The organism is Phenylobacterium sp. (assembly GCF_024508875.1).
Lineage (GTDB): Bacteria > Pseudomonadota > Alphaproteobacteria > Caulobacterales > Caulobacteraceae > Phenylobacterium.
This window is the reverse complement of sequence record NZ_JANINU010000170.1, coordinates 1-5,145: the sequence shown is the minus strand read 5'-3', so window position 1 is coordinate 5,145 and position 5,145 is coordinate 1. Positions and strand designations below refer to the sequence as shown.

The 5,145-nt window shown below is 68.9% G+C and carries 6 protein-coding genes; 3 read left to right on the top strand and 3 right to left on the bottom strand.

What is annotated here, in order from left to right; all coding sequences use genetic code 11:
• On the bottom strand, positions 1–529 hold a 529-nt coding region (locus tag Q0L11_RS13415; protein WP_367183422.1), incomplete at its 3' end, for a cyclic nucleotide-binding domain-containing protein.
• Positions 530–985: 456 nt separating this feature from the next.
• Here Q0L11_RS13415 and Q0L11_RS13410 point away from each other — a divergent pair.
• Positions 986–2,314, top strand: coding sequence for a DUF418 domain-containing protein (locus tag Q0L11_RS13410; RefSeq protein ID WP_296597880.1), 1,329 nt, complete (start codon positions 986–988; stop codon positions 2,312–2,314).
• 6 nt (positions 2,315–2,320) lie between these two features.
• Here the strand turns inward: Q0L11_RS13410 and Q0L11_RS13405 are convergent, their stop codons facing one another.
• The gene (locus Q0L11_RS13405) at positions 2,321–2,983 is read right to left on the bottom strand and encodes a glutathione S-transferase family protein (RefSeq protein ID WP_296597879.1); all 663 of its coding nucleotides are present in this window, start codon (positions 2,981–2,983) and stop codon (positions 2,321–2,323) included.
• 157 nt (positions 2,984–3,140) lie between these two features.
• On the opposite strand from Q0L11_RS13405, the gene Q0L11_RS13400 reads away from it, so the two are divergent.
• Both Q0L11_RS13400 and Q0L11_RS13395 read left to right on the top strand, forming a co-directional pair.
• Positions 3,141–3,482, top strand: a complete 342-nt coding sequence (locus Q0L11_RS13400; protein WP_296597878.1) for a PadR family transcriptional regulator — start codon at positions 3,141–3,143, stop codon at positions 3,480–3,482.
• Positions 3,479–4,420, top strand: coding sequence for a hypothetical protein (locus tag Q0L11_RS13395; RefSeq protein WP_296597877.1), 942 nt, complete (start codon positions 3,479–3,481; stop codon positions 4,418–4,420). Before Q0L11_RS13400 ends, Q0L11_RS13395 begins: the two co-directional genes overlap by 4 nt.
• A gap of 162 nt (positions 4,421–4,582) precedes the next feature.
• Here Q0L11_RS13395 and Q0L11_RS13390 read toward each other — a convergent pair whose 3' ends face one another.
• On the bottom strand, positions 4,583–4,762 hold the full coding sequence (locus Q0L11_RS13390) for a hypothetical protein (RefSeq protein WP_296597876.1): 180 nt from the start codon (positions 4,760–4,762) through the stop codon (positions 4,583–4,585).
• Positions 4,763–5,145 lie beyond the last annotated feature (383 nt).

The following is a 5,145-nucleotide window of genomic DNA, read 5'->3' as shown; positions in this document are numbered from 1 at the left end:
CGTTCGGCGCCAGGCCGGCGACGTCGAGGCGCTCCAGCAACTCCAGCAACAGGTCTGCCAGGCGATCGTGCGCATTGAGGCGGCTCAGACGGGTTATCTGGGCGAGGAGATAGGCCTCCTCTGTGGCGCGGCTGAGCTTGTAGGCGCGATCGAGCGCTGGCGACTGTCCCCGCGACGGCGCGGGGCAGACGACCACGCGCGTAAGGGCGACAACCGTCGAGGCGGCGACGGGATGATCGTGGTCGCAATTGCCGATCAGATCTCCCGGAAGCAGGAAGTTCATGATCGCGCGACGCCCGTCGGGCAGATTGCGCACCCGAGCCGCCCAGCCGTCGAGAAACAGCAGGGTCTCGGTGATCTTCCGCCCTTCGACGAGAAGTTCGTGCGGCGGGTGATAGGCGCGAGCCCGCGCCACGGCTCCGCGGAGCGCCTCGGCGGCGTCCACGTCGAGGGCGGCGAGGCTGTTCAAGCGGCGCGCGGCCGGCGCCAGGATCGAAGTGTTGGGCTGGGAACTGGCGAGGGCGATCATAGCGACGCCCTCTTGCAAGCAGGTGTGAAGGTTCTCGCGGCGCCGCGCGCATCAACGTGGTTCATCATGGCGTAGTCCTTCAGGCGACCGATGCCGTTGCCGAGAGCACGGTCGACGACCTGAACGCCGCGGTTGCGGAACTTGAGGCAGAATCCGGCGGCCCAGGCGCAGCGCGCCTGAAAAACCTGTTCCCGTCCAAAATCATCCCCGATCGCTCGCGCGAGAAGGGAACGTCCTCAATTCACAGTTTTAGGGGAACGTCCGGCCACCCACTATGATCCATGTTATTCGGAGACGACGTGGAGGCGGCGTCGGCGTGGCGCTGGCGCGCCGGGCACAATCTGTTTCTTCTCCGTTAGCGCCCTGACCTCGTGGCGTGGAGGGCGAACGACGTTAGGCGACCCCTGTCCACCGGCGCGTTCCCGTGGCAACCTCACGCGACGGGGGGCGGCGAACATGTCGATCATCACTGCGGGGCCGGTCCGGGCGGGCGAACGGCTTGGAGCGCTGGACGTCCTTCGCGGCGTGGCCGTCTGCGGCATCCTGCTCATGAACATCCCGCTGATGGGCTGGCCGTCCATCGGCCCCGGCCATCCGTCCGGCAAGCCGGTTCTGGACGCCGACTGGATCTCGTTCCTGGTCCAGAACGTGGTGTTCGCCGGCTCGATGCGCGGACTGTTCACCCTGCTCTTCGGGGCCGGCATGCTGATCATGCTGCGCAGCCTGGACGGCGATGCGACGCAGCCGCCCGCGCAGGCCTATTTCACGCGCTGTTTCGCCCTGATGCTGCTCGGTGTCGCGCAGTTCGCGCTGTTCCTGTGGCCCGGCGAGATCCTCTTCAACTACGGCGTGACGGGCCTCGCCCTGTTCCTGTTCCGGCGGGCCAAGGTGCGCGTGCTGTTGACGGCGGCCGCGGCGGTGCTGGTGACCATGAGCATCGCGGTGGGCGCGCCGGGCCTGAAGCGGGCCGAGACCCTGCGGGTAGCCGAGGCCGCGGCGGCGGCGCAGGCGGCGAAGAAGCCTCTCACCGAGGCGCAGACCAAGGCGCTCGAAGCGCGCAAGGAGATGCTGGAGAAGCTGCATCCGACCGCCGCGCAACTGGCCGAGGAGCGGGGGAAGCGGACGAGCTTCCCGGCGCTGCTGGCCTGGAGCACCGCTTTCTGGGTGGACTTCAACCTTACCGGCGAGGCGATCGCGTTCCTGGGAGAGTCGCTGGCCTTCATGCTGTTGGGGATGGCGCTGTTCCGGATGAACGTACTGGCGGGCGAGCGTCCCCTCGGCTTCTACGTCAGGCTCGCGGCGGGCGGATACGCGGTCGGCCTGACGATCCGCGGTCTGGTGCAGGCCGCGCAATGGCAGGCGGGTTTCGAACCGACGCCGACGCTCGCGGCCCTGGGCGGGTTCCTCTACGAGGCCGGGCGGCTGCCGACGACCCTCGGCCTGCTTGGGCTGGTGCTGGCGCTGCATAAGCTGCGGGCGTTCGGGGCGCTGGAGGGCGCGCTCAAGGCCATCGGACGGCTGGCGCTCACCAACTACACCCTGGAGTCGGTGCTGACCTCGGTCCTGTTCTACGGCTTCGGCTTCTACGACCGGTTCACGTTCGGAGGGCTGATGGCGATCTGCGCTGCCATCTGGCTCGTGCTCGGCGTCTTCAGCGTGCTGTGGCTGCGCCGCTGGGAGATGGGGCCCGCCGAATGGCTGCTGCGGTCGCTGACCTACGGGCGCTGGCAGGCCCTCGGCCGGACGCAGCGGGCCGGCGTCGCGGCCGCTGCGCCGGCGGAGTAGGGCGCCTCAGTCCCGGTCGGGGGCGCCGAGCGGGAAGAGGCCGCGATAGGGCCGCGCCTCGTCCACCGCGCGGGCGATCGAGGGGCGGGCCAGCAGGCGGGCGCGGTAGGCGCGCAGGTTGGGATAGGCGTCCGACATCGGATGGACCCAGTCGGCGTAGAACAGCGACGGAGCAGCGGCGCAATCCGCCATGCTGAAGCTGTCGCCCGCGGCCCAGGTGCGGCCGGTAAGGTGGCTCTCCAGCCAGCCGTAGGCCCGGTCCAGCCGCTGGCGGGCCAGGGCCAGGCCCTGTTCCCTGGTCATGTCTCCCAAGCGGCCCAGGGCGGTCTCGACCGCGACCTGCATGGCGTCCATCACGTGCAGGTCGAAGAAGCGGTCGAGGAAGCGGACGTCCAGCGCCGCCATCGGATCGTCGGGCAGCAGGCGCACGGGGCCCGGATAGGCCAGGTGCAGGTACTCGACGATGATGCTGGTCTCGGTGACCTGGCGCTCTCCGTCGACGAGCATGGGGAACTTCAGCATCGGCCAGCGGCGCATCCATTCCTCGGCGTGCTGCGGCGCGTCGGGACCGATGGTGCGGAATTCGAACGGGATCGCGTTCTCGTACAGCGGGATCAGGGCCTTCCACGTGTAGGACGAGAACGGGTGGCCGTAGAGGGCGAGCGGCATCGGGGGCTCCTGAACGCGTGGCGAGGCGCGGACGGTAGGCAGACCGATTTCAAATTGCAAGCGGATGGCCCGCGACGCCTGTTGCAAGCTGGCGACCTGTGTGGCGCACAGTAAATGCTAGACACTGTGTCGCGCACAGTGTACGCCACACAGCACGATGCCGACCGAGGCCGACATTTTCGAAACGCTCCGGCTGGAGCTGCGGCGTGGATCGCTGATCCTGGCGGTGCTGGGGCAGCTTCGCGCGGAGCACTACGGCTACACCCTGCGCAAGGCGCTGGCCGACGCGGGCGTGGAGATCGACGAGGGCGCGCTCTACCCGATGCTGCGCCGGCTGGAGGACCAGGGCCTCCTGTGCAGCGAGTGGCGGGTGGAGGAGCGGCGCAACAAGCGCTTCTACCGCCTCTCGCCGGAGGGCGAGGCCGTGCTGGCCCGCCTCGTCGAGGAGTGGACCCGGCTGAACGCCTCGGTGGGCGCGATCCTGAAGGGAACGCCATGACGAACGACCTGATCGACCGCTATCTCGCCGCCGTCGGCCGCGAACTGCCGCCGCAGACGCGGGCCGACATCGTCGCGGAGCTGCGCGACGAGCTGATGTCCGGCGCCGAGGCGCGGGAAGAGCGGCTGGGCCGCCCGCTGAACATCGCCGAGCAGGAGGAGCTGCTGGTGGAGTTCGGCAATCCGTTGCTGGTGGCCGGGCGCTACCGGAAGGTCCAGCACCTGATCGGGCCGGCGCTGTACCCCGTGTGGTGGGCGGCGCTGCGCGCAAGTCTCGTGGTGATCGGCGTCGTCTACGGCGCGCTGGTCCTGATCGGCCTGATGGGCGGCCGGCTGTCGGTGGACGGGATCATGTCGCCGCTGTCGGCGGCCGTGTTCATGACCGGCGCGGTGACGCTGGTCTTCGCGGCGCTGGAGAGGTTCGGCAATCCCGCCAGGATCACCCGGTGGAAGCCCGACCGGCTGCCGCCGGCCGAAGGGAAGCGGCGCTCGCGCTTCGACATCGTCACGGAACTGGTGTTCGGCGTCCTGTTCCTGCTGTGGTGGGTGGGGCTGCTGCACTTCCGCGACCAGGGCGCCGCATTCGACGAGCGGCTCGAGCTGGCCCCGGTCTGGGACCGCTGGCACTGGTGGATCGTCGGCTATTCGCTTGTCGAAATCGGCTCGAACGTCGTGGCGCTGGCCCGTCCGGACCGCGTGCAATTGAGCCGCTGGCTGATGATCTGGCGAAGCCTGCTGGGGGCCGGGATTCTGCTGGGCGTGATCCAGGCGAGCCACTTGCTGGTGGTCAGCGGGCCTTCGGGCAAGGCGCCGGCCCTCCTCGATCTCGGGATGCGGCTGTTCCTGGGGGTGCTGATCCTCAGCTTCGTCGCGCGGGCGGCCACCGAGGGCTGGCGCCTGTACCACGAAGAGACGGGCGAGGCCGCGCCGCGCCGTTAGAAGCGCCGGCTCAGAAGCCGTGCGCGGCGCTGGCGGCCATCACCAGAACGCCCGCCAGGGCGGCCACCGCAAGTAGCAGATTGCGCATGCTCGCGCCTCCCATCGTCCTTGAGATGGGTACGCAGCAAGCCGGGCGCCAGATGCGCCAGGACGCCACAATGTCTACTTGTCGACACCCTTGCTGACCGCAGCGCCCGCGGCGCCGCCGGCCGCGGCGCCGATCGGACCGGCCACCACGGCGCCGGCGATGGCGCCCGTCGAGGCGCGCTGTTCGACGTTGTGCCCGCAGGCCGCGAGGCCGAGCGCGGCCACGGCCGACAGCGCGAGAAGCGGAATTCGCATGGAAGCCTCCGTTTTGCCGGCTTGAGAACAGCCTGACAGGCGATCGGTTCCGCTCAAGCTCGCGCGAGAGGCGAACAAGGTAAATGGGCGTGGTTACAGAAGACTTCTTCGTTACTTAGAGACTAGAGGCGGAGACGACGGAACTTCACCGAAATGCACTGTGTTGTCAGTCTTCTGGCGGGGCGAACGACGTTGGCTGACGACCGTCCGCAGCCGCGCCGTTAATGCTGCGGCGCAAAAAACTCTTGCCAGCAACGCTCCGCGCATTCATACACCCTTCACCATTTGCCGTCGCCTCGCCCAACACGGATCTCGGGCCAGGCCTGCCGGCGGACGCTACCAGCACGAGCAGGGGCGACCGCGGCGTCAAAGAGTTGGGGGGC